General features: G+C 72.1%; 17 protein-coding genes and 2 pseudogenes. 10 read left to right on the plus strand and 9 right to left on the minus strand.

Features of this window, described 5'->3' with window-relative positions; genetic code table 11:
- Positions 1 to 70: 70 nt before the first annotated feature.
- Positions 71 to 1,312: an extracellular solute-binding protein gene (locus tag H9641_RS03760; RefSeq protein ID WP_191801209.1), complete on the minus strand. Its 1,242-nt coding sequence runs from the start codon at positions 1,310 to 1,312 to the stop codon at positions 71 to 73.
- A 318-nt stretch (positions 1,313 to 1,630) separates the two neighbouring features.
- Between H9641_RS03760 and H9641_RS03765 the strand changes: the two genes are divergently transcribed.
- Positions 1,631 to 2,953 (plus strand): magnesium transporter MgtE N-terminal domain-containing protein, encoded by a 1,323-nt coding sequence (locus H9641_RS03765; protein WP_191801211.1) that lies wholly within the window; start codon positions 1,631 to 1,633, stop codon positions 2,951 to 2,953.
- Complete coding sequence (locus tag H9641_RS03770) at positions 2,946 to 3,584, plus strand: DUF1003 domain-containing protein (protein WP_191801213.1); 639 nt, start codon at positions 2,946 to 2,948, stop codon at positions 3,582 to 3,584. The genes H9641_RS03765 and H9641_RS03770 overlap by 8 nt, the downstream gene beginning before the upstream one ends.
- Positions 3,585 to 3,637: 53 nt before the next feature.
- Here H9641_RS03770 and H9641_RS03775 read toward each other — a convergent pair whose 3' ends face one another.
- Positions 3,638 to 4,435, minus strand: coding sequence for a maleylpyruvate isomerase N-terminal domain-containing protein (locus tag H9641_RS03775; protein WP_191801214.1), 798 nt, complete (start codon positions 4,433 to 4,435; stop codon positions 3,638 to 3,640).
- 34 nt (positions 4,436 to 4,469) lie between these two features.
- On the opposite strand from H9641_RS03775, the gene H9641_RS03780 reads away from it, so the two are divergent.
- The 7 genes and pseudogenes from H9641_RS03780 to galK all read left to right on the plus strand — a co-directional run.
- Positions 4,470 to 5,642, plus strand: a complete 1,173-nt coding sequence (locus tag H9641_RS03780) for an Mrp/NBP35 family ATP-binding protein (protein ID WP_191801215.1) — start codon at positions 4,470 to 4,472, stop codon at positions 5,640 to 5,642.
- A gap of 442 nt (positions 5,643 to 6,084) precedes the next feature.
- Complete coding sequence (locus tag H9641_RS03785; RefSeq protein WP_191801217.1) at positions 6,085 to 7,062, plus strand: efflux RND transporter periplasmic adaptor subunit; 978 nt, start codon at positions 6,085 to 6,087, stop codon at positions 7,060 to 7,062.
- Positions 7,059 to 7,955: an ABC transporter ATP-binding protein gene (locus H9641_RS03790; protein WP_191801219.1), complete on the plus strand. Its 897-nt coding sequence runs from the start codon at positions 7,059 to 7,061 to the stop codon at positions 7,953 to 7,955. The genes H9641_RS03785 and H9641_RS03790 overlap by 4 nt, the downstream gene beginning before the upstream one ends.
- A complete protein-coding gene (locus H9641_RS03795; protein ID WP_191801221.1) occupies positions 7,952 to 9,151 on the plus strand; it encodes an ABC transporter permease in 1,200 nt (399 codons plus the stop codon). The genes H9641_RS03790 and H9641_RS03795 overlap by 4 nt, the downstream gene beginning before the upstream one ends.
- A gap of 133 nt (positions 9,152 to 9,284) precedes the next feature.
- Complete coding sequence (locus H9641_RS03800) at positions 9,285 to 10,130, plus strand: DeoR/GlpR family DNA-binding transcription regulator (RefSeq protein ID WP_225219962.1); 846 nt, start codon at positions 9,285 to 9,287, stop codon at positions 10,128 to 10,130.
- Positions 10,127 to 11,320: pseudogene (gene galT / locus H9641_RS19940) on the plus strand (galactose-1-phosphate uridylyltransferase); the annotation flags it as partial. The gene H9641_RS03800 and the pseudogene galT, both read left to right, overlap by 4 nt.
- 132 nt (positions 11,321 to 11,452) lie before the next feature.
- Positions 11,453 to 12,658: pseudogene (gene galK / locus H9641_RS03805) on the plus strand (galactokinase); the annotation flags it as partial.
- Here the strand turns inward: galK and H9641_RS03810 are convergent.
- The 3 genes from H9641_RS03810 to H9641_RS03820 form a co-directional block, all read right to left on the minus strand.
- Positions 12,635 to 14,824 carry an MMPL family transporter gene (locus tag H9641_RS03810; RefSeq protein WP_191801225.1) on the minus strand — a complete coding sequence of 730 codons (2,190 nt, stop codon included), beginning with the start codon at positions 14,822 to 14,824 and terminating at the stop codon, positions 12,635 to 12,637. The pseudogene galK and the gene H9641_RS03810 overlap by 24 nt on opposite strands.
- Positions 14,825 to 15,080: 256 nt before the next feature.
- Complete coding sequence (locus H9641_RS03815) at positions 15,081 to 18,392, minus strand: family 16 glycoside hydrolase (protein ID WP_318244366.1); 3,312 nt, start codon at positions 18,390 to 18,392, stop codon at positions 15,081 to 15,083.
- A 201-nt stretch (positions 18,393 to 18,593) separates the two neighbouring features.
- The gene (locus H9641_RS03820) at positions 18,594 to 19,223 is read right to left on the minus strand and encodes a winged helix-turn-helix domain-containing protein (RefSeq protein ID WP_318244367.1); all 630 of its coding nucleotides are present in this window, start codon (positions 19,221 to 19,223) and stop codon (positions 18,594 to 18,596) included.
- A 54-nt stretch (positions 19,224 to 19,277) separates the two neighbouring features.
- Between H9641_RS03820 and H9641_RS03825 the strand changes: the two genes are divergently transcribed.
- Positions 19,278 to 20,585: an MFS transporter gene (locus H9641_RS03825; RefSeq protein ID WP_191801227.1), complete on the plus strand. Its 1,308-nt coding sequence runs from the start codon at positions 19,278 to 19,280 to the stop codon at positions 20,583 to 20,585.
- Between the two features lie 17 nt (positions 20,586 to 20,602).
- Here the strand turns inward: H9641_RS03825 and H9641_RS03830 are convergent, their stop codons facing one another.
- The 4 genes from H9641_RS03830 to glyA all read right to left on the minus strand — a co-directional run bounded on the left by H9641_RS03830 (position 20,603) and on the right by glyA (position 25,402).
- The gene (locus tag H9641_RS03830; RefSeq protein WP_191801229.1) at positions 20,603 to 21,406 is read right to left on the minus strand and encodes an exodeoxyribonuclease III; all 804 of its coding nucleotides are present in this window, start codon (positions 21,404 to 21,406) and stop codon (positions 20,603 to 20,605) included.
- A 101-nt stretch (positions 21,407 to 21,507) separates the two neighbouring features.
- Positions 21,508 to 23,004 (minus strand): MFS transporter, encoded by a 1,497-nt coding sequence (locus H9641_RS03835; RefSeq protein ID WP_191801231.1) that lies wholly within the window; start codon positions 23,002 to 23,004, stop codon positions 21,508 to 21,510.
- 111 nt (positions 23,005 to 23,115) lie between these two features.
- Positions 23,116 to 24,006 (minus strand): bifunctional methylenetetrahydrofolate dehydrogenase/methenyltetrahydrofolate cyclohydrolase, encoded by an 891-nt coding sequence (locus H9641_RS03840; protein ID WP_191801233.1) that lies wholly within the window; start codon positions 24,004 to 24,006, stop codon positions 23,116 to 23,118.
- A 109-nt stretch (positions 24,007 to 24,115) separates the two neighbouring features.
- Complete coding sequence (glyA, locus tag H9641_RS03845) at positions 24,116 to 25,402, minus strand: serine hydroxymethyltransferase (RefSeq protein ID WP_056647660.1); 1,287 nt, start codon at positions 25,400 to 25,402, stop codon at positions 24,116 to 24,118.
- Positions 25,403 to 25,438 lie beyond the last annotated feature (36 nt).

The following is a 25,438-nucleotide window of genomic DNA, read 5'->3' on the forward strand; positions in this document are numbered from 1 at the left end:
GGGCGGCCGGTCGAGCCGGCCGCGCGCCGCGGGGACCAGGACTGCTGGACGGGCAGTTACCGGTCCGGGGTCAGGAGTCGGCCTTGGCCTGGATCTCCTGGAGGACCGCTGCCGCGTCCTTGCCCTGCGCGACCTGTCCGATGAGCGACTGCATCGCCCCCTGCGTGGCCGACCACTTCGGGTTCGTCGACGGGTAGAACTGCGCGTCGGGCAGGAGAGCGAGGAACGGCGCGATGGACTCCTTGGTCGCGAGCTCCTCCGAGCCGGACTTCGTCACGGGGATGAAGCCCTCGGCGTCGACCCACGGCACGTACACGTCGGGCGTGTAGTAGTAGTCGAGGAACTTCTTGATCGCGTCCTGCTTCTTGCCGTCGTTCTTGAAGGCCATCAGGTGGTCGGCGACGCCCAGCGTCACGGGCGAGCCGTCCTTGGTGGCGATCGGCGCGGTGCCGTAGTTCAGGTCGGGGTTCTTCTCGGCGATCTGACCGATCGTGGGCGGCAGGCCGACGATCATGCCGATCTTGCCCTGGATGAACGTGTCGATGAGGGGCGTTCGGTCGGACGCACCGGCGTCGGGCTGCGTGAGGCCGCTCGTGGCGAGCTTCTGGAAGAACTGGGTCGCCTCGAGGTTCTCGGGGGTGTCGACCGTGATCTCCGACGCGTCGCCGTAGCCGCCACCGCCGCCGAAGAACCAGATGCCGGCCTCGGCCTGGGCCTCCTCCGAGCCGAGCGGCAGGCCGTAGCCGTACACGTCGCCCAGCGCCGAGATCTTGGTCGCGGCGGCCTCGAGCTCGTCCCACGTGGTGGGAGGCGCCGTGACGCCCGCCTTCTCGAAGATGTCCTTGTTGTAGAACATGGTGCGGGCCGAGGCGATGAGCGGCAGGCCGTACTGCTTGCCGTCGATCGAGGCGTTCTCGACGAACGACTCCTGGAAGTCCGCGATGGTCTCGGGCGAGAGGACCTCGTCGGCCGAGTAGAGCAGGTCGTCCTCGACGAACCCTGCGAAGGCGTCGATGTTGAGGATGTCGGGGGCCTGGTTCGACTGGACCTTGGTGCGGACCACGTCGTTGATGTTGTCCCAGGACTGGACCTCGAGCTTGACGTCGATGTCCGTGTTCTCGGCCTCGAAGCCCTTGATCACGTCCTCCCAGAGCGACTTCGTCTGGTCGGAGTAGGTGGGGACCAGGAGGTTCAGGGTCGTGGCGCCGTCGGCCGCCGTGCTGTCGCTGCCGCTGTCGCCGCCGAAGCCGCACGCCGAGAGGGCGAGGCCCGCGACGATCGTCATGCTGACGAGCCGGATCGGGTTCTTCATGAGTACTTCCTCCGCTTCATTGCTTTGAGGTGTTGCTCGAGCTGTGTCGCCGCAGGGTGCTCTGCCGCGATGAGGGCTCCGTCACGTTCCGTCATCCAGGATGACAGATCTTGATCGATTGCGCCTCGTTGGTTCCAGATTCAAGCAGGTCCAACACGTCTAGTCCAGTAGTCTCTCCCCGAAAGAAGGTCACGACTTGGCCACGGTCCGCACGCCCTCGCAGGACGACGCCCGTCGTGCGAGCAGCGCGCCCGACCGCACCCACCTCGCGCGGCCCGTCGGGGCGCCGCCCCCACGGGTGGTGCGTAGTCTTGCGACGTGAGTGCAACTACCCGCGTCTTCGTCGCGCGCCTGGCCGGTACGGCGGTGTTCGATCCCCTCGGTGACCAGGTCGGACGCGTGCGTGACGTCGTCGTCCTGCTCCGTCCCAAGGGCGCACCGCGCGCGGTGGGCCTCGTGGTCGAGGTCCCCGGGAGACGGCGCGTGTTCCTGCCCCTGACCCGCGTCACGAGCATCGACGCCGGGCAGGTCATCAGCACCGGGCTCGTCAACATGCGCCGCTTCGAGCAGCGCGCCATGGAGACCCTCGCGGTCAGCGAGCTCCTCGACCGCACGGTCCAGTTCGTCGACGGTTCGGGGTCCGCGACCGTCGAGGACCTCTCGATCGAGAAGCAGCGCACGGGCGACTGGCTCGTCAACCAGCTCTTCGTGCGCCGACAGACCGCCCCCAACGCGCTCGGCATCCGGCGGCGCGGCGACGCGTTCGTCGTCGAGATCGGTGCCGTCACGGGGCTCGCCGGCACACCCGAGACCCAGGGCGCGGCCCGTCTGCTCGCGGCCTACGACGACCTCAAGCCGGCCGACCTCGCCGACGTCCTGCACGACCTGGGAGACACGCGCCGCCTCGAGGTCGCCACGGCGCTCGACAACGAGCGCCTCGCCGACGTCCTGGAGGAGCTGCCCGAGGACGACCAGGTCGCGATCCTCTCGGGCCTCGACACCGACCGTGCCGCCGACGTCCTCGAGGCCATGCAGCCCGACGACGCCGCGGACCTCCTCCACGAGCTCCCGCAGGAGCAGGCCGCCGAGCTCCTCGAGCTCATGGAGCCCGAGGAGGCGCGCGACGTCCGACGTCTGCTCGCCTACGACGAGGACACCGCAGGCGGCCTCATGACGACCGAGCCCGTGATCCTCGGCCCAGAGACGACGATCGCCACCGCGCTCGCCCAGATCCGCCGCCAGGACGTGCCCCCGGCGCTCGCCGCGATGGTGTTCGTCGTGCGCCCGCCGCTCGAGACCCCCACGGGCCGCTTCCTCGGCATCGTGCACTTCCAGAAGCTCCTGCGCGAACCCCCGCACGTCTCGGTGGGGTCGGTGCTCGACTCCGACATCGAGTGGGTGCGACCCGACGCGCCGCTCGGGCGCGTCACGCGCCTGCTCGCGGCCTACGACCTGCTCGCGCTGCCCGTGCTCGACGACGAGAAGCGCCTGCTCGGCGCCATCAGCGTCGACGACGTGCTCGACCACATGCTCCCGGACGACTGGCGCGAGACCGACGACGAGTCCGAGGAGACGAGCCTGGGCACCCAGACCCCCGCGTCGTCCGCGTTCCCCGTCCGCCGAGGAGGTCACCGTGGCTGAGCGCCTCGACACCCCCAAGGCTGCCCGCCGCACCCTGCTGCCCCGCGTGCGGGTCGAGCAGGACGCGTTCGGCAAGATCTCCGAAGGCATCGCCCGCTTCATGGGCACCCCGCGGTTCCTGCTCTACATGACGGTCTTCTGCCTCCTGTGGCTCGGGTTCAACACCTGGGGACCCGAGTCCCTGCGGTTCGACTCGGCCGCGCTCGGCTTCACGGCCCTGACCCTCATGCTCTCGCTCCAGGCGTCCTACTCGGCACCGCTCATCCTGCTCGCGCAGAACCGCCAGACGGACCGCGACCGCGTGAGCGCCGAGCAGGACCGCCAGCGCGGCGAGCGCAACCTCGCGGACACCGAGTACCTCGCACGGGAGATGGCGGCCCTGCGCATCGCGCTGAGCGAGGTCGCGACGCGTGACTTCGTCCGCTCCGAGATCCGCAACCTGCTCGAGGAGCTCGACGAGAAGGAGACCGAGCGCGCGGAGGCGGCCGAGGCCGCCCGCGGCGACGGTACGGAGCCCGGGCTCGACGCCCCGCTCCCCCGGTCCTCCCCGTCCTCGCGGTCGGGGGCGCGCGACGCGCGCCGGTCCTCGGGCGGCGGCCGCCGTGCGGCCGCCCCGCCGGAGCCGCGCTGACGCGACCGGCCGTGCGGCGACACGGCGTCCCGCCCTGGCCCGAGGCCGAGCAGCTACTGCGTCTCCTGCACCGCGACCGCGCGCAGGCGGTCCGCGAGCGCCGCGTCCCCGCGGACGACCAGCCCGTCCCGTTCGCCACGCCCCCAGAGCCACAGGTCGAGGTCCCAGGCGGCCCCCGAGACCTGCGCGCTCGTCGATCCCGGCAGGTCCACGAGCTGTGCCGAGTCGAGGTCGTACGCGGTGCCCGACTCGGGCCCGGTCCCTGCGAGGCGCCCGAACGCCAGCTCCCACGAGCGGGGTGTCTCGCCCGGCCCGTCGACCGCGACCGAGATCGTGCTCCCGTCGGGAGTGAAGGTCGCCCACTCGGGGATGCCGTCGACCAGCACGCGCAGGATCTCGTCGACCCCGTCCGCGGCCACCTCGGGGTCGGCGCTCGTGACGTCCCGGCCCGCGGTCTGCTCGGCGTCGACGCGATGGACGAGGGCCTCGTGCGCCTGCCGGCGCCGGACCCAGCCGACGGTGCGGCCCGCGTCGTGCCACGACCAGCACGGCTCGTGGGGGTCCCGGCCCGCGAGCGCGGCGAGCAGCCTGGCGGTCGCCTCGGCGGCGAGCGTCGGCAGCGCCGCGTCGTCGTCGGGCCGTCGGAGCGTGCGCACGTCGTCGCCGTCGAGCCCACGCCCTTCCGCAGGCCCGACGACGGCGCTCCAGAAGTCCTGCACCTCGGCCAGGTGGTACGTCAGGTCCGCCGCGCCCCACTCGGGGCAGGCCGGTACGCGCGCGTCCGGCCGTGCCGCGCGGACGGCGTCGAGGAAGAGAGCCGAGTCACGGGCGATCGAGGCGAGGGCGTCCATCCTCGAACGCTAGACGCCCGCTTAGGATGGGGCCATGGCTGGCGGCTCCGCAACACCCACGACCGATGCACTCGAGGACCTCGTCCGGACGGCTCTGACCCAGGTCATGGACCCGGAGATCCGGCGCCCCGTGACCGAGCTGGGGATGGTGCGCTCGGTCGACGTGAGCGTCGACCCGGCCGCTGCCGCCGGAGGTGCGCACGTCGTGGTCGGCATCGACCTGACCGTCGCGGGCTGCCCCATGAAGTCGACCCTGGTCAAGGACGTCACGGCGGCCGCGCAGACCGTGGCCGGCGTCGGGAAGGTCGACGTCGACCTGGGCGTCATGAGCGCCGAGCAGCGTTCGGAGCTGCGCACCATGCTGCGCGGGGGTGTGGGCGAGCCCGAGATCCCCTTCGCCAAGCCGGACTCGTTGACCAAGGTCTACGCGATCGCCTCGGGCAAGGGCGGCGTGGGCAAGTCGTCGGTGACCGCCAACCTCGCGGTCGCGCTCGCCGCGGACGGGCTCAACGTGGGCGTGGTCGACGCCGACATCTACGGTTTCTCGATCCCGCGCATGCTGGGCGTGGACCGGGCTCCGACGCGCGTGGACAACATGTTGCTGCCGCCCGTCGCGCACGGGGTCAAGGTCGTCTCGATCGGCATGTTCGTGCCGCAGGGGCAGCCCGTGATCTGGCGCGGTCCCATGCTGCACCGCGCGCTCCAGCAGTTCCTCGCGGACGTCTACTGGGGCGACCTGGACGTGCTCCTGCTCGACCTGCCGCCGGGCACGGGCGACATCGCGATCTCGGTCGCCCAGCTCCTGCCGTCGAGCGAGATCGTGGTGGTCACGACCCCGCAGGTCGCCGCCGCCGAGGTCGCCGAGCGCGCGGGGTCGATCGCGACGCAGACGCAGCAGGGCGTGCTCGGCGTCGTCGAGAACATGTCGTGGCTCGAGCAGCCGGACGGGTCCCGGCTCGAGCTGTTCGGGTCCGGGGGCGGGGCCAAGGTCGCCGAGAACCTGTCCAAGGCGACGGGCGGCACCGTGGAGCTCCTCGGGCAGGTCCCGCTCGACGTGACCCTGCGCGAGGCCGGTGACGCCGGCACGCCCGTCGTGCTGACGAACCCCTCGTCGCCGGCCGCGGTCGCGCTGCGCCAGGTCGCGACGCACCTCGCGACCCGCAGCCGCGGGCTCGCAGGCCGCCGCCTCGGGCTCTCGCCCGTCTAGGCCTCGTCCCCTCGCGCGTCCCGCACCCGGGCCCGGTCCGTACGGACCGGGCCCGTCGTCGTCGGGCCTCTCCTCTTCCCGGGCCCAGCCGGGGGATCCCGCCGGGCGAGTGCCGACTGCACGTCCGCACCTCACGCCGGGCGCGGCGACCGGAACCCGGCCCCCTCTGGTCCTCCTCCGGTGTATGGTGCGCAGATCGTTTGTCAGAAGTGCGACCAATGAGGGTTGTCCAGGGGGACACAGGCAGACATCGCGGCAGGAAACTGACCCGATCGTGATCTTTCACGCATCCATCTCATACCTGGGGTGGATACGTGGGCGCTCGCCCGCCCCCTAGTCTTCCCAGAGCATGCCTGGACCTTGAGCTGTCGGCTCATCGGATTTCACCTGGAGACCTGCCGTGGGCGTCACACGCCGGATCATCTTTCCTACCCTTCGTCTCGTGATCTGGGCGGTGATCGCGGTGACCCTGGTGGTGATCGCGTTCAAGTCGGCCCCCCAGGCGGCGGGCGACGCCGAGACCCCGTCGGCGGTCGTGACGCTTCCGCAGGTCGCGGTCGCCAAGGGACCCATCACCAACACCGTGACCCTCACGGGGTCCGTCGTCGCAGACCCGGCGAGCGAGGAGAAGGTGACCCAGCTCGGCAAGGTCACCGCCGTGCACGCCAAGGTCGGTGACGTCGTCGCGGCCGGCGCCCCGCTCCTCGAGGTCACGCTCGAGACCCCGCAGGATCCCCTGATCACCACGAACAAGGAGACGGGCGAGGAGACGGTGACCGAGCGCAAGCCCAAGGTCACCCGGACCACCATGAAGGCCGGCTCGGCCGGGACCGTCGCGACGTTCACCGCGATCAAGGACCAGGAGGTGAGCGTCGGCGAGACGTTCGCGTCGATCTCGCCCGGAACCCTGTCCGTGACGGCGTCCATGCTCCCCGAGCAGCAGTTCCGCCTCCTGACGATCCCCACCGAGGCGACGGTCACGGTCACGGGCGGTCCCGCCCCGTTCACCTGCACCTCGTTGCGCATGGGCACGGCGGCCGCGGCATCGACCACCGGGGCCGAGGAGACGGGCAACGAGCCCGGCGCGACGCCCTCGGCGTCGATCACGTGCGCGGTCCCCGCGGGCACGGTCGTGTTCGCGGGCCTGGCCGCCAAGCTCGAGGTGACCGCAGGGTCGGCCGAGGATGCCCTGCTGGTCCCCATCACCTCGGTCCAGGGCTCGGTCGAGACGGGCAACGTGTGGGTCGTGGCCGAGGACGGCACGAACACCGAGAAGGCCGTGAAGCTCGGCATCACGGACGGCTCGCAGGTCCAGATCGTCGAGGGGCTCGCCGAGGGCGACCTCGTCCTCGAGTTCGTGCCCGGCCAGGACGTCGCTCCGGTCGACGAGGGCATGATGTACGGGGGCTCGGCCGGATGAGCCTGCTCGAGCTGCACGGCGTGACCCGGTCGGTCCGCCTCCCCGACGACCGGATCCTCCAGATCCTGCGCGGGATCGACCTGACGGTCGACGCGGGCGAGCACGTCTCGATCGTGGGGCGTTCGGGGACCGGCAAGTCGACGCTCCTGAACATCCTGGGCCTGCTCGACACCCCCACGGCCGGCGAGTTCCTGCTCGACGGCGTGCCCATCGGCCGCCTGTCCGGCCGTGTCCGTGCACGCCGGCGCGGCGCCGACTTCGGCTTCGTGTTCCAGCAGTTCAACCTGCTCCAGGCCCGCACGGCGCTGGAGAACGTCGCGGCCCCCCTGCTCTACGCCCAGGGCAAGCAGTTCTGGAACCGCAAGAGGCTCGCAGCCGAGATGCTCGAGCGAGTCGGCCTGGGCGACCGCCTCGACACCATGCCGGAGAAGCTCTCGGGCGGCGAGCAGCAGCGCGTCGCGATCGCGCGCTCGCTCGTCCGCGGCCCCCGCGTCATCCTCGCCGACGAACCCACGGGCGCGCTCGACGTCGACACGGGCGGCGAGGTCATGGACCTGCTCGACACGATCGCCCAGGAGAACGGGTCCGCTCTCATCGCCATCACCCACGACCTCGCGGTCGCCTCGCGCGCCAAGCGCCACTTCCGCCTCGCGGAGGGCGTCCTGGCGCCCATCGCGATCGGCGCCCGCAGCGCGGGTTCGCTCGACGGGCTGGGCACCACCATGGAGCACGTGCCCGACGGCGAGGACCACCAGGCGGAGCACGTCGCCGTGCCCCTGGGGACCGTGGCATCGGCAGCGGCGGCCACCGGCTCGACCGGGGCGCACGGCCCCGGGGCCGGCCCCGGCAGCACCCTCGACGACCTCTTCGGCGACTCGGTGGTGGCCTCGTGACCGGGTTCTTCGGCGCCCTGGCGGAGGCCTGGGACGAGCTCCGCGTCCACAAGCTCCGCGTGCTGCTCGCCCTGATCGGTGTGGCCGTGGCGGTCTGCGCGATCACGACCATCACCGCGGCCGGCGACATGCTGCGCCAGGTCTCGGCCGAGTCCAACGAGCGCTGGGGCGGGCGACCCGCGACCCTCAACGTCTCGGCCTGGCCCACGGGCCAGGAGATGCCGGGCGTGGAGGAGTACGTCGCGGCGTACGACGACATCACGGCACGCTACGAGGTCGAGCACTCCTCGATGGTCATGTGGGCCCAGACCCCCTTCCGGTTCCCGGGCGGGACCATGGAGACCCAGACCAACGCGGTGAGCGCCGACTGGGCGACCATGCACCGGTTCGTGGTGGACGGCGGGCGCTGGTTCACGGAGGCCGACGCGGAGAACCTGTCGCCTGCCCTCGTGGTCAACCACGCCTTCCTCGAGGCCCTGGGCCAGCGCATCGCGGACCACCCGACCATCGTCATCGGCGGCGAGAACCCTGTCCTCGCGACGATCGTCGGCACCTATCCGGACAGCTGGCCCGGCGAGGGACCTGCCGCCTACATGCTCGTGGAGTCCCACCTGCGGTGGGCCTCCCCCACGTCGCTCGTGAACTCCGGCGCACCGTCGCTCGAGCTCTGGGTCCCCACGGACACGGCCGACGTGCTCACCGAGGCCGTCCGCCGCGACCTCACGGGTGCGATCCCCGGGACGCAGGTCGAGGTCAGCCGCATGGACAGCCCCGACATGGGCATGATCGACGGCGCGACCAAGTGGCTCATCCTCGGGGTCAGCACGATCGCCCTGCTGCTCGGTGGACTGGGGCTCGTCAACATCGCCCTCGTGACCGTCCGGTACCGGATCCGTGAGATCGGCATCCGACGCAGCTTCGGCGCCTCGTCCGGGCGCGTCTTCTTCTCGGTGCTCATGGAGAGCGTCGTCGCCACGATCGTGGCCGGGGTCGTGGGCGTCTCGCTCGCGATCGTGATCCTGCACAACGTCCCGCTCGACACGCTCATGGGCTCGACCGTCCAGGACCGCCCGGGCTTCCCGGCCTCGGCAGCCGTCACGGGCATGGTCGCCGCGGTGAGCGTCGGCGCGCTCGCCGGGCTGATCCCCGCGCTCGTCGCGGTACGGGTCAAGGTGATCGACGCCATCCGCTACTGATCGGCGCGGACCGACGAGCACGCGGCCGTCCACCTCGTGGGGTGGGCGGCCGTCGTGCGTCCCGGGCCGCGTACGCCCGTCGCGGTGATGTTCGCTCTTGTTGCTTTCTGTTCGAATGTGTCACCATGGCAGCATGCTCGCCTCCCAGCGCCACGAACGCATCCTCGCGGGGCTCCGCGACCACGGCGCCGTCCGGATCGCGGACCTCACCCAGGAGCTCGGCGTCTCCGACATGACCGTGCGACGTGACCTCCTCGAGCTCGCCGAGCAGGGACTGCTCCGCAAGGTCCACGGGGGCGCGGTCTCCCCGCAGGCCACGTCGCACGAGCCCGGGTTCGAGGCCAAGAGCGCGCTCGCCCTCGACGAGAAGCGTGCGATCGCCCGCGCCGCCGTCCGTCTCGTCTCCCCCGGCTCCTCGATCGCCCTGTCGGCCGGCACCACGACCCACCTGCTCGCGGTCGAGATCGCGGCGGACCCGAGCCTGCGCCCTCTGACCGTCGTGACCAACTCGCTCCCGGTCGCCGAGGCCCTGCACCGGGCGGGCGACCCTCAGCTCGAGACCGTGCTCACGGGCGGTTCGCGCACGCCGTCGGACGCCCTGGTCGGCCCCCTCACCGAGGCCGCGCTCGCGAGCCTGCGCGTCGACCAGACCTTCCTGGGCGCGCACGGCGTGAGCGTCGAGGCGGGGCTCACGACGCCCAACCTCGACGAGGCCGCGACGAACCGCGCCCTCGTCGCGATCGCCGGAAGCACGGTCGTGCTCGCCGACCACACCAAGTGGCGCACCACGGGCCTGAGCGTCTTCGCGCGGCTCGACCAGGTCGACGTGCTCGTGACCGACGACGCGCTCCCGTCGACCGACCAGGAGGCCGCGCGCGACGTCGTCGAGCAGCTCGTGATCGCCTCGCGCGACGAGCCGACCCGGCTCCCCCGAACCCCATCCACCCCCGCACCCCAGGACGGTCGTACCTCCCGATGAACCAGCACCTGCGCCGCACCCCGACCCGCCTGGCCGACGGCCGCGAGCTCGTCTACTTCGACGACTCCCCCGCGTACGTCTCGGGCGAGCTCACGCGGCGGCTCGACGACCCCCGCCCGCTGGGCGACCGGTTCGCCGCCGTCACCGGCCCCGACGGGCACGAGCACCCGTACACGGGCCCCGAGATGCGCCTCGACCCGCTGACCGGCGACTGGATCCCGATGGCCGCGCACCGCATGAACCGCACGTTCCTGCCGGCCGCCGACTCGTGCCCGCTGTGCCCGGCGCGCCCCGGCGCCGCGTACTCGGACGGCGAGGTCCCGGACACCGGTTACGACGTCGTGGTCTTCGAGAACCGCTTCCCGTCGCTTCAGTTCGTGCCGGGCGTCGCTGACGGCACAGGTGCCGAAGACGGCTTCTTCGGTGGCGAGGGGACCCTCGAGACCCGCGCTCCGGCGTCGGGCCGTTGCGAGGTCATCGTCTTCTCGAGCGACCACTCCTCGTCGTTCGGCGCGCTGCCCCCGCAGCGCGTGCGCACCATCATCGACGCGTGGGCCGACCGCACCGAGGCCCTCGGACGCGAGCCCGGCGTCGAGCAGGTCTTCTGCTTCGAGAACCGCGGTCAGGAGATCGGCGTCACCCTGCACCACCCGCACGGTCAGATCTACGGCTACCCGTACATCACGCCCAAGACGCGCGCGATGCTCGACCAGGCCCGCGCGCACCACGAGCGCACGGGCGGCAACCTGCTGCGCGACGTCCTCGACGCCGAACTGGCGGACGGCCGCCGGATCGTCCTGGAGACCGAGCACTGGGTCGCCTACGTGCCCTTCGCGGCCCGGTGGCCCGTCGAGGTGCACGTCGCGCCGCGCCGCGACGTGCCCGACCTGCCCGCGCTCACCGACGCCGAGCGCGACGACCTCGCGGTGACCTACCTCGAGCTCCTGCGCCGCCTCGACCTGTTCTTCGAGGGGCCCGACGGCGCCCCCGTCCCCCTGCCCTACATCGCGGCCTGGCACCAGGCCCCGGTGCGCGAGGGCCGCGAGCTCTCGCGCCTGCACCTGCAGGTGTTCTCGGTGCTGCGCTCGCCGGGCAAGCTCAAGTACCTCGCGGGCTCGGAGTCGGGCATGGGCGCGTGGGTCAGCGACACGACCCCCGAGCGGATCGCGGCACGCCTGCAGGCGCTCGCCCCGGCCCCGGCCGCGCAGTGGGTCGAGTCCTGGCCCGACGACGTCGGCGCGGACCGCGTCCGGCAGGCCTTCGCGGCGGCGTACCCCGCGGACGGCACGGAAGGCGGGGACGAGGCGGACGGCGCGTCGGACGTCCGCGTCTACGCCGCCCCCGGGCGCGTCAACATCATCGGCGAGCACACCGACTACAACGCCGGGCTGTGCCTGCCCATCGCGCTCCCCCACCGCACGTACGTCGCGCTGCGCCCCCGGACCGACTCGGTCGTTCGCCTCGCCTCGGCCCAGGAGCCGGGCGCGGCCTGGACCGGGCGGCTCGAGGACGTCGCACCGGGAGCCGTGACCGGCTGGGCCGCGTACGTGGCCGGGGTCGCGTGGGCGCTCGGACAGCACCTCGAGGAGACGGGCCGCTCGGCCGGGACCATCCGTGGTTTCGACGCCGTGGTCGACTCGTGCGTGCCCTACGGTGCGGGCCTGTCGTCGTCGGCCGCGCTCGAGTGCTCGGTCGCGGTCGGGATCGACGACGTCGCGGGTCTGGGGCTGGCTGCCACCGATGCGGGACGCGCGACCCTCGCGGCCGCCGCGATCCGCGCCGAGAACGAGGTCGCAGGCGCCCCGACCGGCGGCATGGACCAGTCGGCCTCGCTGCGCTGCGCCCCGGGTCACGCGCTGCTCCTCGACTGCCGCCCGGGTCTCGACCCGGTCGACGCGGTCGAGCAGATCCCGTTCGACCTCGCGGCCGAGGGGCTCGCGCTGCTCGTGATCGACACCCGGGCCGAGCACGCGCTCGTCGACGGCCAGTACGCCCAGCGCCGCGCGACGTGCGAGGCGGCCGCCGCGACCCTGGGCCTCGCGAACCTGCGCGAGCTCGCGGACTCGGTCGCCGGTGCGGCTGCCGCCACGGGCGACCCCGCGGCCCACGAGGCCGCGTTCGCCGAGGCTCTCGGCGCGGCGCTCGACCGCCTGCCCGACGACGTCTCGCGCCGCCGCGTGCGCCATGTCGTCACGGAGATCGCCCGGACCCAGGACCTGGTGGCGCTGCTGCGCGCAGGGCGAGCCTCCGACGTCGGGCCGCTCATGGACGCGTCCCACGCGTCCCTGCGCGACGACTACGAGGTCTCCGCGCTCGAGCTCGACGTGGCGGTCGAGGCCGCGCGCGAGGCCGGCGCCCTGGGGGCCCGCATGACGGGTGGCGGGTTCGGCGGCTCGGCGATCGCACTGGTCCCGGCCGAGCGCGCGTCCGCTGTCGCGGACGCCGTGGCCGGAGCCTTCTCCCGCGCCGGCCTCGCGGCCCCCGGCTTCCTGCTGGCCGTGCCGTCAGCCCCGGCCGGCGCCTGCTGACGCACCGCTGCCCACGAGGGTGCGCGGCGAGGACTCCTCGCCGCGCGCCCCGTCCGGCTCGGTGCCGCGGCCCGGGCCCCTCTGCCGGCCCGGGAGCCACCAGTTCCAGCGCCCCAGGAGCGACATCGAGGCCGGGAGGAGCAGGCCGCGGACGATCGTGACGTCGAGCAGGACCGCGACGGCCATCCCCACACCGATCTCCTTCATGGCCACGAGGTCGCCCAGCGCGAAGCCCGCGAACACGATCCCGATCGACACGGCCGCGACCGTGATGACGGGACCCGACGCCACGATGCCCGCGAGGACGGCGCGGTCGTTCGCGCGGCGGTCGTCTCCGGTCCGTCGGCGCCACTCCTCCGCGATGCGCGCGAGGAGGAACACCTCGTAGTCCATCGACAGACCGAACAGGAAGACGAACAGCAGCGCGGGACTCGTGGCGTCGATCGTGCCCGTGGGCTCGAAGCCCAGGAGCCGAGCTCCCCAGCCCCACTGGAAGATCGCGACGAGCACCCCGAGCGAGGCCGTCAGCGCGAGCAGGTTCAGGACCAGCGCCTTGAGCGGGACCACGACCGACCGCGTGAGCCAGCCCAGCAGGAGCATGGCCGGCAGCACGACCGCGGCGAAGGCCCACGGGAGCCGGTCCCGGGACTGCTGGGTCGCGTCGACGAGTTCGGCCGCCGGCCCCGCGACCTGCACCGAGAACGGCACGTCGAGGCCACGGACGTACCGGACCACGGACTGCGCCTCCTCACCCGTGGCCGTGCCCTCGGGGGTCACCTCCGCGACCGTCACGTCCGCCGGGAAGTCCTCGAGGTGCCGGACGTCCTCGACGCCGGGCGACGCGTAGACCGCGTCGAGCAGCGACCGGACCTGCGGGTCCTCGACCGACGCCCCCAGGACGAGCGTGACCGGCTGGACCCCCAGGACGTCGAAGTCCTGCTCGATCTTCTCCTGCGCGACCCGCTCCGGGGTTCCCGGCGGCAGCGACCGGGCGTCCGAGCTCCCCAGCGCGAGCGAGGCCAGAGGGGCGCTCAGGAGCAGGAGGACGGCCGCTGAGCCCAGGGTCACCGCGACCGGCCGGCGCTGGGCGAACGACGCCGACCGCGCGAGCAGCCCGGCTCCCGTCCCCGTCCGGCGTCGGGCCCAGGTCCGGGTCCGCGGGGCAGGGATCGAGGCGTGCAGCACCGCGACCAGGGCGGGGACGAGCGTGAGCCCCGCGACGGTCGTCAGACCGACCACGAGCAGGCCGCCCAGCGCCATGCTCGCGAGGAGCGGGTCGGCGAGGACGAGCAGCCCCGTGAGCGCCGAGGCGACCGCGAACCCCGAGACGAGGACCGCCCGGCCCGCGGTCGACACGGTCCTGGACAGCAGCTCCTCGAGCGTCGACTCAGGGGCCCGTTCGCGCTCCTCCCGGAACCGCACGATGACCAGGAGGCTGTAGTCGACGGCCAGACCGAGGCCCAGGAGGGTCACCACGTTGACCGCGAACTCGCTCACGGGGACGGCACCGGCCAGGGCGCTCAGCGCAAGGAGGGAGGCCGCGATCGAGGCGAGCGCGGCGGCCACGGGCAGCAGGCCGGCCCGCAGGCCGCCCAGCACGAGCACGAGGACCACGCACAGCACCACGAGAGCGACCGACTCGCCCACGACCGCGTCGGCCGTGGCGATGTCGGCGAACGTCCGCTCGGCCATGAGCTCCCCGCCCACGACGACCTCGGGCGCGTCGAGGGTCTGCAGGGTCGCGGCCACGCGGTCCCCGACCTCGAGCGCCTGGGCGTCCGTGAGGTCCCGCTCGAGCTCGACCACGACGAGCGAGCTGAACCCGTCGTCCGAGACGAGGCCGCCGGACGTGAACGCGTCCGTGACCTCCAGGACCCCCGGGATCTCGCGCACCTCCTGCATGACGCGGTACGCGCTCTCGACGAGCGAGGGGGTGAAGAAGTCGACGCCGCCGACGACCGCGGTGAGCGTCTCGCCCTGCGGGTCGAGCTCGTCGAGCAACGCCTGAGCCTGTGCGGCGGGCGCACCGGCCGGAAGGCTGTCGACCGCGGTCGTGCGGTCGAAGACCCCGCCGCCGACCACCGCCCCCAGGAGAGCGAGCGTGGCCCACAGGGCCAGGACGAGCACTCGGTGACGGACCGTGACCCGACCAAGGTGCGCGAGCATGGTCGACTACCTCTCGACGACAGACGAGGCGTCGTCGTCGACGCCCCGGCAGATGGTGACAGACGCCGCGCGACGAGGGCAAACGTGCGGCGCGGCGGTGGAGCAGGGTGGTGCGGGGCCGGGCTGTGTCGCGCGGCCCCTCTGCACCGGGTGCGCGACGCGGCGGGGACCTACCGTGCGGGTCGCCGCCGCATCGCGCGCTCAGTCAGGGGGCTCGGACGGCGGCCGGCTCAGCCGCCCGCCGCCCGAGGGTGCGTCAGCCGCAGCTCGACGCGTCGTAGGTCGTCTCGACCACGACCTCCTTGCCTCCGGAGCTCGCCGTCACGGTCGCGGTCCCGGCCTCGATCGAGGTCGAGCGTGTCGCGAACGTCTGCTGAGCCGACTTGCCCGGCAGGACGCCGGTCATGGTCTTCTTGCCGAACGGCGTGCTGAGCACGACGTCGACGGGCACCGTGTCGTCGTTGACGGCACGCACGCTCAGCGTGACCTTGCCGGCCACGCACTTGGGCTGGACGGTCACCGACACCGCGAGCTCGGGCTCGGGCTCGGCACCCAGGTCCTTGACGCGGATGTTCCGGTAGGAGACCGTCTCACCGTTGCCGTGGTTCTGGATCCCGATGAAGCCGCTCGACAGGTCGCGCGCCGGGTCGGTGCTCGTGAAGTCGTTGACGAGCACGTCGTTGAGGTAGATCCGAATGCGGTCGCCCTCGACGCGGATGTCGTACGCGTTCCACTGGCCCACGGGCTTGAGCGCCGCGGTCACGGCCGCTGCGTCAGCGCCCTGGAACGTGTAGATCGCACCGGTCGTGCGGTCGGCCGCGTCGCTCGCGTCGATCTGGATCTCGTACCCCTGGTTGACCGCGACCCAGGGGTCGTTGCCGGGGTTCGGGAAGCCGACGAACACGCCACCGTTGTCGTCCTTGACGAGCTTCCAGTCGAGCTTGAGCGAGTACTCCTCGAGCTCCTGGGCCGTGTACCAGAGCAGACCCATGCCACCGTTGGTGCGGATCGAGCAGTCGTCCTGGCGACCGAACGTGCCGGCGCCCGCGAGGCTCCAGTCCGCGAGGCTCGCGAGCGTGCCGTCGAAGATGCCGCGGTAGCCGTCCTCGACGTCCGCCGGGGAGCAGATGTCGGGGTTCTGCCCGATCGAGAGCACGTCGAGGTTCACGTTGCCCTGGTCACCCTGGTCGTACTTGAGGGTGATCGTGTTGTGGCCCGCGACGAGGTCGAGATCGCGCGTGATGGTCGCCCACTTCTTCCAGTCACCGGTCGTGGGGAGGGTCCACGGACCGACCTTCTGGTCGTTGACGTAGAGCGAGACGTTCTTGGCGCGGAGCTCGGTGTACGGGTGGATGCCGTTCGCGTAGCGCAGGTTGACCGGGTAGGTGCCCGCCTCGGGAACCGTCACGGCGAACGTGCGACCGGAGCCGACGTTCTGCATGCCGGCGGCGAAGCCCGAGCCGGAGTAGTTGCTGTGGTCCGAGCCGAGGCTCGAGCTGCCGAGCGGCTGCGCCTCCTCGGCCTCGTACCAGCCGCGGTCCGCCGGGGCGACGTAGCCCGGCAGCGAGTTGAGCGTGTACCAGGCCTCGGTGCTCAGGAGCTCAGCACCCTCGTCCGAGGCGAACGGGCGCGGCGAACGCAGGTGCACGACGTGGCCGGGCTTGAGACCCTCGACCTCGAGCGTGACGGTCGTGCGGTCCTCGGACACCGTGGCGTCGGTGACGAACAGCGGCGTCTCGTCGACCTTGGGGCCGCCGTACTGCTGCGTCGGCACGTAGCGCCACTGCTTGAGCGAGTAGGCGTCGGCCAGCTTCGCGACCACGGCGTCGGACACCGGGTCGGTGTACTCGATCTCGAACCCGCCCTCGACGACGCGCATCTCCTTCATGTCGAACGAGTCCTCGTCGACCAGAGAGAGCTTCTGGAGACCGAACCGGAGCTTGCCGGACTCGCCCCAGTTGCCGCCCTCGCCCGTGCCACCGACGTACAGCGCACCGTCGGGGCCCGTGATGACGCGGTTGGCACCGACCTCGAGGCCCGCGGTGTGGCGGAAGACCGCACCCTGGAACTCGCCGTCGACCTTCTCGAGGAACGCGCGCTGGAGCCCGCCGTAGGTGACGTCGCCGAGCAGCATCTGCCCGGCGAACTCGCCGTCCTCGACGAGGATCGGGTTGCCCGGGGAGTTCGCGATCTCGTTCTGCGGGAGCCACAGCGCGGGCTGGGACACGGGGTTCGCGTCGAACTTCCCGGCAGGGGTCGTGAAGTGGTTGAAGAACTTGTCCTGCTCGATGTGGACGAGCTTGTTCGCAGGGAGCCACGCGCCCTGGTTGTCCGTCCCGAAGATCTCGCCCTCGGGACCGAACCCGATGCCGTTGGGGGTGCGCAGGCCGCCCGCGACGTAGGTGACCTCACCCGTCGCGCGGTCGATCTTGATCGAGGTGCCCCGGTTGGCGGCGGGCTGCGGGGTGGTCGTCGCGCCGCCGTTGTCGATCGCGACCGAGAGGTTGACGTAGAAGTAGTTCTCGTCGTGGATCAGGCCGAACGCGAACTCGTGGAAGTTGCCGCCGTCGGGCCACCCGGCGATCTTGGTGTGCGTGTCGTAGAAGCCGTCGCCGTCCGGGTCGGTGAGCTGCGTGAGCTGGTACCGCTCGGAGACGAAGATCGAGTCCTCGATGACCTCGATGCCCATGGGGTTGAGGAGCTGGTCGGCGACCTTCGTCACCGTGACGTCCTCGGGGCCGGTCGCGTCGATCACGCCGTCGAGGAGGTACACCTCGCCCGACGTCGGGTTGGGCCGCCAGCCACCGGAGCTCACGTCACCCGTGGTCACCACGGCCAGCTTCTCGTCCGGGGTGAACGCGAGGCCCGAGACCTTGGGCTCGAAGCCCGCAGGACGCAGGTCGACGAGCTCGTAGTTCGGGTTGACGGTGTCCAGGCGCAGGCCGTCGCCCGAGGTGTCCGTCGCCCCCTCGCAGTACTTGTTGCCGGGCGCGGTCACGCGCACGACGTTGGCCTCGGTGCTCAGCACCGACGTCGGGACCACCACGAACGACGACGCGCCAGGGGTCTTCCACGCGAGCGTCAGACGCTGCTTGTCGGTGCCCTCGTAGTACTCGACCCGCAGGTCGTGGGCACCGGCGGTGAGGGTGATAGCACCCTCGACCGAGGTCGAGTCGTTGGGTCCGTCGTTCTCGAGCACGAGCTGGTCGTCGATGTAGACGAGAGCGCCGTCGTCGTTCGTCACGCGGAACGAGTACTCGCCCTCCGCGGGCACGGTGAGCGTCGCCAGGGCGTGGGTGATGAAGCGGTCGGACGCCCCGAACTGCTCCGGGGTGCTCCAGTCGATCGTCGGCATGAGCTTGTCGACGTTGGGCGTGGTCCCCGACTTGAGGGTGCACACGGAGCCGGGATCCTGCGCGAGCTGGAAGGTGCGCAGCGTGACGCCGGGCTCCATCTCGGTCTCGGCCGCGGTGGCCGACGGAAGCGTCCCGGCGAAGGCGAGGGGTACGAGCAGTGAGGCCCCGAGCAGGCCGGAGAGGCCTCTTCGATGGCGTGAGGGGATTCGCACTGGAGATCTTCCTCCTTGAAGACGAGTCAGCGTTGACTCTCGGACCTTAAGGAGGCTTTTGCTTGCTGTCAACCAAAAGTTGCAAGTTGTTAGGCAGATCGGGACCGGATGGCCCGGCACCGTCTTGCGGACCTGATCGGTCCGCGCCGCCGCGTCGAGTGCATGATCCTGCTGCGACACACCCGGCGAGTCGCAGCGAGATCATGCACTCGGGCGCGGGTCGCGGCTCGTGTCGTGGTGGATCGCGACGAACACCGACCACGGTTCGCCGTCGGCCACCGGCTCGCGCTGCCGGAAGTCCTCGAGGACCTCGTTGAGGCGCCGCGAGAGCTCATCGCGGCCCTCGGCGTCGAGCCGCAGGCCGAGCCGCCCCATGTCGACGCGCGCCGGGTCGGCCGCGGACAGCTCCTCGAGGAACGCGTCGAGGAGCACCTGGTGACCGCCGGGCCCCAGGTCCGTGGTCCAGGACCGGCCCGTCGCGAGGTACGGGACCTCTCGCGCTCCGCGCGCCCCGGTGCGCGCAGGCTGCGCCGTGAGGAACCCCCGGGCTACAAGCGTCCGGACATGATGGAGCGTCGTCGCCGGGTTCTTGCCGAGGAGCTGGGCGATCTCCTTGTTGGTCCGCGGTTCGTCGAGGCAGATGCGCAGGATCCGCACGCGCACCGTCGACGCGAGAGCGCGCGCGTCGGCGTCCCGTTCGGCGACCGAGTCGCCGGCCGTCGGCAGGTCGGCGGTCGGTGCGTGCGCACCGCGCCCTGCGACTGCGGCTGCGGCTGCGGCCGCGGCCGCGGCTGAGTGCGGCGCGCTGGGGGCTGCATGGTCCGGGGTCACCCCCACAGGCTAACTGATTGACATTTCCCAATCACTTGCAGCACGCTGTCCCGCATGACGTCTGACGAACCGCAGGTGCGCACCGCTGCGTCCCCGCGCAGCCTGATCCACCACCGCGACTTCCGCTACCTGTGGGGTGGCGATGCGCTGGGGCAGCTCGGCGCACAGCTCACGGGGTTCGTCCTGCCGATCTTCGCGGTGTCCCACCTGCACGCGACCGAGTGGCAGATGGGTGCCCTCAACGCGGCGGAGACGGCAGCATTCCTGCTCCTCAGCCTGCCGGCCGGGGCGTGGGTGGACCGCATGCGCAAGCGCCGCGTGCTCGTCGCGGCCGACCTCGCCCGCGCGGTCATCCTCTCGGTCGTGGTCGCCGCCGCCCTGACGGGGCACGCGAGCATGGGGCTGCTCATCGGAGCCGCCGTGGTCATCAGCACCTTCAGCCTCTTCTTCGACGTCGCGCACCAGAGCTACGTCCCCGGCCTCGTCGGGCTCGACCACGTCGTCGAGGGCAACTCCAAGCTCCAGGCGACCCAGTCCGTCGCGATGATCGCCGGTCCCGCGATCGGCGGGGTCGCGCTGCGGGTGCTGTCCGCTCCCCTGGTGATGGTCGCGACCGTCGGCACGTACCTGGCCAGCGCGTTCGCGATGGCGCGGATCGGCCACCGCGAGGACCTGCCCGACCCCGCGTCGCGACGCCCGCTGCGCACCGAGATCGCCGAGGGGCTCCGCTTCGTCGCGAGCGAGCCGCTGCTCCGACGGATCCTCGCCTGCACCTCGCTCAGCAACCTGGGCGGGGCGATCGGCAACGCCGTCGTGGTGATCTTCGCCCTGCGCACGCTCGACGTCGGGACCGCGACCTACGGCGTCGTGCTCTCGGCGAGCGCCGCGGGCGGCCTCCTCGGCGCGGTCCTGGCCGACCGCGCCGCCCGCTGGGTCGGCCCAGCACGGATCATCCCCGTCTCGGCGGTGTTCACGGGGCTGTCCTACGCCATCACACCCGCCGCGGCCATCGTGGCGGCGACGGGCGCGACGACCGGCGCCGGGGCAGCCCTGGTCCCGGTCGTGCTCGTGGTCGGGGGGTTCGTGTTCAACCTCGCGGTCGTCGTCTACAACGTCGCGCAGGTCAGCTTCCGTCAGCGGCTGTGCCCGCCCGCGTTGCTGGGCCGCATGAACGCCTCGGCCCGCTTCATCGTGTGGGGCCCCATCCCGATCGGCGGACTGCTCGGCGGATGGATCGGGACGGTGTGGGGCGTGACCCCCGCGCTGTGGATCGGGGCGGCCGTCATGACGTTGGGCGCCCTGCCCGTCCTCCTGTCGCCGCTGTCACGCATGACCGAGCTCCCGGTCCCCGCCCACGACTGATCCGAGGGGCCCCGGGCTCAGAGGTCGTACGTCGCGACCAGCGCGGCGTGGTCGCTCCAGCGGCTCTCGTAGTCGTCGGCACGGTCCACCTCGACCTTGACCGCGTGCTCGGCCAGGGCCGGGGACGCGAGCTGGTAGTCGATGCGCCAGCCCGAGTCGTTGACGAAGGCCTGACCACGCCAGGACCACCAGGTGAACGGGCCGGGGCCCTCTCCGCCGTGACGACGCCCGAGGTCGACGAACCCCAGCTCGTCGAACCAGGTGTCGAGGTAGGCGCGCTCCTCGGGCAGGAAGCCCGCGGACTTCTGGTTGCCCTTCCAGTTCTTGATGTCGACGTTCTTGTGCGCGATGTTCAGGTCTCCCGCGACGACGACGCGGCCCCCTGCGGCAGAGAGCTCGCGCAGGCGCTCGGTGACCTTCTCGAGGTAGGCGTACTTCTCGTCCATCTTGGGCGTGCCGGCCGTGCCCGAGTGGATGTAGGTCGAGACGACCGTGAGCTTCTCGCCCGAGGGCAGCTCGAGGTCCGCCTCGACCCAGCGGCCCGTGTCCACGGGCGGCTCCGGCTCCCCCTTGCCCAGGCCGATCCGCACGGCCGTCACGGGCAGCCGCGACGCGACCGCGACCCCTGCCCGGCCCTTGATGTCGCACGCCTGGTGGGCGATGTGCCACCCCTCGCCCAGGAGCTCGTTCAGGATCTCGTCGGGGGCTCGCACCTCCTGGAGGAGCATGACGTCCGGGGTGCGCGAGGCGACCCAGGCGTCCATGCCCCGACGGTAGGCGGCGCGGATCCCGTTCACGTTGGCAGTAGCGATCGTCAGCACCCGGCCATCAAACCCCACGCCACCCACACGGGGGAAAACGAGGCCGCGAGACGCTCGTCACGGCGCAGGACGCCGCACCGTTTCCCCTGGTCCGCAGGAACCTATCCCTGGTCCGCACGAGCCACGGGTAGCACGGCCTCACGGAAGCGCCCCGCGAGCACGACCGTCGCGAGCGCCAGCACGGCCAGCACCCCGAACCCCAGCCGCAGCGTGTCGGTCGTCGCGAACACCCCGGTCATCGCGCCACCGAGCACGGCGCCGACGTAGGTGAAGACGTTGAGCCGGGCCACGGCCCGGTCGGTCGCCTCCTCGACGGTCGGCCCGACGCCGGCCGCCGGGCCACCACCGGCCGCCAGGTCACCTCCGGCAGCAGGTGCCACGGGGGCCACCGCAGCACCGGCCACCGACTCCGCGGCCCGGTCTCCCGCGGCCGAGAACGCCATGGGAGCCACGACCCCGAGCCCCAGTCCTGTCGCGGCGAACCCGAGGACCGCTAGCGGCCACACCGGCGAGACCGCGACGAGCCCGAGCCCCACGACCCCCACCGCACCGCCGAGCGCCACGACACGCACGCGCCCCCAGCGCTCGACCGCGCGGTCCCCCAGGAGGCGCGAGCAGATCAGGGTCGCCTGGTAGGCGCCGAACCCCAGCGGCCCGACGACGGCGCTCGCCCCGAGCACGTCCTGCAGGAAGGTCGCACCCCAGCTCGAGACCGCGGAGTCCGCGACGGGGAACGCCAGCATCGCGAGGCCCAGCACGATCACGGTCCCCGCCCCGACCATGCCCGTCGTGGCACGAGGAACCCGCACGGCAGGTCCCCCCGCGCCGCCGGGCCGGTCGCCCTCGCCGAGCGCCGTGGATCCGCCGCCCGTCCCGCTGACGGGAGCGGCGCCGTCGGGCAGCGGGCGCACACCGCTCCCGGTCCCGCCCGGCTCCCCCGCCTCCCCCGCGACCGCGACCGCCGCGGTCCGCGAGAGCAGCCCGGCCCGCAGCACGAGCACCGTCACCGCGACGGCCGCAGCGACCAGCGCCAAGGACACGGGCAGCGCGATCCCGAGCCCCGCCGCTCCCGACACCGCGAGCGACCCGACAACCCCGCCCGCGGCGTTGGCCGCGAAGAACGACGCGATGAGGCTCCGGCCGTACGCGCGCTGCACGTCGATGCCCTGCATCGACGTCGAGGCGTCGACCGACCCGAGCGCCACCCCGTACACCGCGAACGCGAGGAAGAACGTCGCGAGCAGCCCCGCCCCCGCGCTCAGTCCTACCGCGAGGATCCCGGCGGCTGCCACCAGGAGCCCACCGGTCACGACGCGCGCCGACCCGAACCGGGCGGCGAACCAGCCGGACAGCGCGCTGCCCGTCCCTGCGCACACGCAGACCCCGAGGATCACGAGCGTGATGACGTCGGGGCCGATGCCCAGGTAGCGCTCGTACGTGGGGACGTTGGTCAGCATCACGGCGAAGCCGAAGCCCTGCGCCGCGTACGCGGCCGTGGCGCTCCAGCGCGCGCGGCGCACGACGTGGGGGACGACGAGAGGGGCGGGGACGAGGGCCGCGATGCCGTCGTCTCCCCCGGCCCGGGACGCGGGGGTCATGGCGGAACACTAGTCCTGCTCGGTCGTGCGGGACGACAGGACGTCCGAAAAGAAGGGACGGGCGCGACCCGCAGATCGCGCCCGTCCCTTAGTGCTCGCGGAGCGGGAACCTCAGGCGGTGATCCCCGCGGCGCGCTCGGCCGAGTCGACGACGTTCGCCAGGAGCATCGCGCGCGTCATGGGCCCGACGCCCCCGGGGTTCGGGGAGATCCAGCCCGCGACCTCGGCCACGGCCGGGTCGGCGTCCCCGACGACACGGCTCTTGCCGGTCTCCTCGTCGACCTCGCGCGAGACGCCCACGTCGATCACGACGGCGCCCGGCTTGACCATGTCGCGCGTGATGATGCCCTTGACGCCCGCTGCGGCCACGACGACGTCGGCCCGCCGGACGAGCGAGGCCAGGTCCTGGGTGCCCGTGTGCGTGAGCGTCACGGTCGCGTTGACCGCGCGGCGCGTGAGGAGCAGGCCGATCGAGCGGCCCACGGTCACGCCGCGGCCCACGACCACGACCTCCTTGCCCACGAGCGAGATCCCGTGGCGCTCGATGAGCTCGATGATGCCGCGCGGCGTGCACGGCAGCGGCGACGTGACCTCCTCGTTGACGCGCAGCACGAGGCGGCCGAGGTTGGTCGGGTGCAGACCGTCGGCGTCCTTGTCGGGGTCGATGAGCTCGAGCACGCGGTTGGTGTCGATGCCCTTCGGCAGCGGGAGCTGCACGATGTAGCCCGTGCACGCGGGGTCCTCGTTGAGGCGGCGGACCGCGGCCTCGATCTCCTCCTGCGTGGCCTCGGCGGGCAGGTCCTCACGGATCGACGACAGACCGATCTCGGCGCAGTCGCGGTGCTTGCCCGCGACGTACCACTGCGAACCGGGGTCGTCGCCGACCAGGAGCGTGCCGAGTCCCGGCACGACGCCCCGCTCGGCGAGGCCGACGAGGCGGGTCTTGAGCTCGGACTTGATGGCGGCGGCCGTGGCCTTGCCGTCCAGGATCTGCGCGGTCATGGGGCTCCTCAGGGTCTGGCGGGGACGAACAGACCGCTGAGTGCGGAGTTCTTGTGCGACTCGCCGGGCGTGTCGCACAAGAGCTCCGCACTCAGCGGCTCACGGGTGACTACTGCGACAGACCCGGGTACAGCGGGAAGTCTGCCGTCAGCTTGCGCACGCGAGCGCTCAGGCCCTCGACGTCGGCGCCCGCACCGGCCTTGAGCGTGGCGGCGATGATCTCGGCGACCTCGGTGAACTCCTCGTCGCCGAAGCCACGCGTCGCGAGCGCGGGCGTGCCGATGCGCAGGCCCGAGGTGACGCGCGGGGGGCGCGGGTCGAACGGCACGGCGTTGCGGTTCACGGTGATGCCCACGGCGTGCAGGAGGTCCTCGGCCTGCTGGCCGTCGAGCTCCGAGTGGCGCAGGTCCACGAGCACCAGGTGGACGTCGGTGCCGCCCGTGAGGACGGACACGCCCTTCTCGGCGACGTCGGGCTGGGCCAGGCGGTCCGCGATGATGCTCGCGCCGCGCAGCGTGCGCTCCTGACGGTCCTTGAACGCGTCGGAGCCGGCGATCTTGAAGGACACGGCCTTGGCCGCGACGACGTGCATGAGCGGGCCGCCCTGCTGACCCGGGAACACGGCGGAGTCGATCTTCTTGGCGAACTCCTCCTTGGACAGGATGAAGCCCGAGCGGGGGCCGCCGATGGTCTTGTGGACCGTCGAGGACACGACGTCGGCGTAGGGCACCGGGGACGGGTGCAGGCCCGCGGCAACCAGTCCGGCGAAGTGCGCCATGTCGACCCAGAGCTTGGCGCCGACCTCGTCCGCGATCTCGCGGAACGCCGCGAAGTCGATGTGGCGCGGGTACGCGGACCAGCCGGCGATGATCACGTCGGGGCGGGTCTCGAGAGCCGTCTTGCGGACCTCGTCCATCTCGATGCGGTACGACTGCGGGTCCACGCCGTACGCGGACACGTCGTACAGCTTGCCCGAGAAGTTGATCTTCATGCCGTGCGTGAGGTGGCCGCCGTGCGCCAGCTCGAGGCCGAGGATCTTGTCGCCCTTGTTGATGAGGGCGTGCAGCACGGCCGCGTTGGCGGTCGCACCCGAGTGGGGCTGGACGTTGGCGTGCTCGGCGCCGAACAGCGACTTGGCGCGCGCGATCGCGAGGTTCTCGGCGACGTCGACCTGCTCGCAGCCACCGTAGTAGCGGCGGCCCGGGTAGCCCTCGGCGTACTTGTTCGTCAGGACCGAGCCCTGCGCCTGCAGGACGGCGCGCGGCACGAAGTTCTCCGACGCGATCATCTCGAGGGTGTCTCGCTGGCGCGCGAGCTCCCCGTCGAGGACCGCGGCGATCTCCGGGTCGACCTCGAGCAGGGACTGGTTCAGGACGTTGTCCGGCTGGGCGCTCATGCGTCTCCTTGGGTTCTGTCTGCGGATGACGGTCTC

Origin of the sequence: Oerskovia merdavium (assembly GCF_014836755.1) — a bacterium.
In the GTDB taxonomy this organism is placed as follows: Bacteria; Actinomycetota; Actinomycetes; order Actinomycetales; family Cellulomonadaceae; genus Oerskovia; species Oerskovia merdavium.

Coding starts and splice junctions, on each gene's coding strand:
- H9641_RS03760 (WP_191801209.1), bottom strand. CDS start 1,312: ATGAAGAACCCGATCCGGCTCGTCAGCATGACGATCGTCGCGGGCCTC.
- H9641_RS03775 (WP_191801214.1), bottom strand. CDS start 4,435: ATGGACGCCCTCGCCTCGATCGCCCGTGACTCGGCTCTCTTCCTCGAC.
- H9641_RS03780 (WP_191801215.1), top strand. CDS start 4,470: ATGGCTGGCGGCTCCGCAACACCCACGACCGATGCACTCGAGGACCTC.
- H9641_RS03790 (WP_191801219.1), top strand. CDS start 7,059: ATGAGCCTGCTCGAGCTGCACGGCGTGACCCGGTCGGTCCGCCTCCCC.
- H9641_RS03800 (WP_225219962.1), top strand. CDS start 9,285: ATGCTCGCCTCCCAGCGCCACGAACGCATCCTCGCGGGGCTCCGCGAC.
- H9641_RS03810 (WP_191801225.1), bottom strand. CDS start 14,824: ATGCTCGCGCACCTTGGTCGGGTCACGGTCCGTCACCGAGTGCTCGTC.
- H9641_RS03825 (WP_191801227.1), top strand. CDS start 19,278: ATGACGTCTGACGAACCGCAGGTGCGCACCGCTGCGTCCCCGCGCAGC.
- H9641_RS03835 (WP_191801231.1), bottom strand. CDS start 23,004: ATGACCCCCGCGTCCCGGGCCGGGGGAGACGACGGCATCGCGGCCCTC.
- H9641_RS03840 (WP_191801233.1), bottom strand. CDS start 24,006: ATGACCGCGCAGATCCTGGACGGCAAGGCCACGGCCGCCGCCATCAAG.
- glyA (WP_056647660.1), bottom strand. CDS start 25,402: ATGAGCGCCCAGCCGGACAACGTCCTGAACCAGTCCCTGCTCGAGGTC.